This window comes from Polynucleobacter sp. 35-46-11, from assembly GCF_002281105.1.
Window position 1 is genome coordinate 1 of the sequence record NZ_NCFJ01000448.1, and the last position, 2,029, is coordinate 2,029.

At 46.0% G+C, this 2,029-nt stretch carries 3 protein-coding genes; 2 read left to right on the forward strand and 1 reads right to left on the reverse strand.

Annotation, left to right across the window (positions count from 1 at the left end; genetic code table 11):
* The first annotated feature begins 69 nt into the window (after positions 1 to 69).
* Entirely contained in the window at positions 70 to 351 is a 282-nt protein-coding gene (locus B7Y67_RS16175; protein ID WP_215300952.1) for an oxidative damage protection protein, read from the forward strand.
* A 10-nt stretch (positions 352 to 361) separates the two neighbouring features.
* Here the strand turns inward: B7Y67_RS16175 and rpiA are convergent, their stop codons facing one another.
* A complete protein-coding gene (gene rpiA / locus B7Y67_RS16180; RefSeq protein WP_293599510.1) occupies positions 362 to 1,072 on the reverse strand; it encodes a ribose-5-phosphate isomerase RpiA in 711 nt (236 codons plus the stop codon).
* A 109-nt stretch (positions 1,073 to 1,181) separates the two neighbouring features.
* Here rpiA and B7Y67_RS16185 point away from each other — a divergent pair.
* Positions 1,182 to 2,029: transaldolase (locus tag B7Y67_RS16185; RefSeq protein WP_293599511.1), on the forward strand; the 848-nt coding region annotated here is incomplete at its 3' end.

Here is a 2,029-nt window from a genome sequence, read left to right on the forward strand (position 1 = left end):
ATAAGCTTTTATAGCTTTCCTTGGTATACATTTTTTTATTTAGTACATCGTATTTGAAAGGCATTACAAATGGCACGCATGGTTCAATGCATCAAACTCAACAAAGAAGCTGAAGGTATGGACTTTGCTCCACTGCCAGGCGAGCTAGGCAAAAAGATTTGGAACCAAGTTTCTAAAGAAGCTTGGGCGGCTTGGTTAAAGCAACAAACTATGCTGATTAATGAGAATCGCCTCAATATGGCCGATCCTCGTGCTCGTCAATATTTGCTCAAACAAGTTGAAAAATACTTCTTTGAGGGTGGTGCCGATACAGCTCAGGGCTATGTACCGCCTGCAGATGAGTCTAAATAATTCATTTAGGCTACAAAACTAGGCGGCTTACGCCTGACGCATTGCTCACCAATAAGATATCGGCTTTCTCTTTGGCAAACAGGCCTACAGTAATCACGCCAGCAATTTGATTGATTTGCGCTTCTAGCGCGAGTGGATTGGTGATCTTTAAGCCAGCAATATCTAAAATCCAACCACCGTTATCTGTCACATATGGCTGGCTAGGTGTCTGTCCCAAGTCGGCACGAGTTTCCTTTGACATTCTGAGCGAGACTGAACCCCCTAACTTAGCCAACTCCTGAGTAACGATAGCTTTGGATAAAGGGATGATCTCCACCGGCAATGCGAAGCTTCCCAAGACTGGGACTTGTTTAGATGAATCGCAGATACAAATGAATTGCTTTGCCATCGAGGCAATAATCTTTTCGCGGGTCAAGGCACCGCCACCGCCCTTAATCATGTACCCAGCAGGATCGATCTCATCTGCGCCGTCAACATAGGCGGGCAACAGATCTACATCATTCGGATCTAAAACCTTAAAACCGTGCTTTAACAAGCGCTCAGTTGTAGCATTAGAACTCGATACCGTTCCTGCAAAATGCCCCTTATGCGGCGCCAAAGCATCAATAAAACAATTAGCGGTGGAGCCAGTCCCAACACCTATGATCTGGCCGGCAGGCAGCTTTAATACCTCATCCCGCGCCGCCTCACCCACCAATTGCTTTAGTTGATCTTGATTCATGATCTTGCCCGATATCCTTATCTAAACTGGAACAGCCTTATTTATGCATCTATCATATGATATTCAATCCGCTTTACTGATTAATTAAATAAGAACATTCAAGATCCACATGACCTCCTCCCTTACCGCGCTGAGCCAACTAAAGCAACTGACTACAGTCGTAGCCGATACCGGCGACTTTGAGCGCATGCAGGAATACCAGCCCCAAGATGCAACAACCAATCCATCCCTGATACTCAAGGCAGCACAGCAAGCCAACTATCAGGCCTTGGTAAACCAAGTTAAATCAGCCCACCCTAGTATGAAACCAGTCGATTTAGTCGACCACATCCTAGTGGCTTTTGGCCTTGAAATTTTAAAGATTGTTCCAGGACGGGTTTCAACTGAAGTAGATGCCCGCCTTTCTTTTGATACTCAGGCAACCATTAACAAAGCACGGCATCTGATTGCACTGTATGAATCTCACGGGATCGATCGTCAGCGTGTCTTAATCAAACTAGCAGGTACATGGGAAGGGATTCAGGCAGCTAAAGCTTTGGAAGCCGAGGGCATTCACTGCAATATGACGCTGCTTTTTTCTTTGGTGCAAGCTGCTGCCTGTGGTGCAGTGAATGCTAAATTGATTTCACCATTTGTAGGGCGTATTACCGATTGGTACAAAGCCAAACTGGGTAGCAGCTGGAGTGATGTCAATAATGGCGGTGCGAATGATCCTGGCGTCACCTCGGTCAAGCGTATCTTCCACTATTACAAACATTTCGGCATTACCACTGAAATCATGGGGGCCAGCTTTCGCAACACCAGCCAAATCCTAGAGCTAGCAGGATGCGACTTGCTCACTATCAGTCCAGAGCTTTTGGGTGATCTTCAGAACAGCACGACAGCAGTTGAGAAGAAGCTCAATTCCAACAATGCAGCAAGCGCTCTTGCTAGCGAAAATATCTCAGCTCTCAAGTT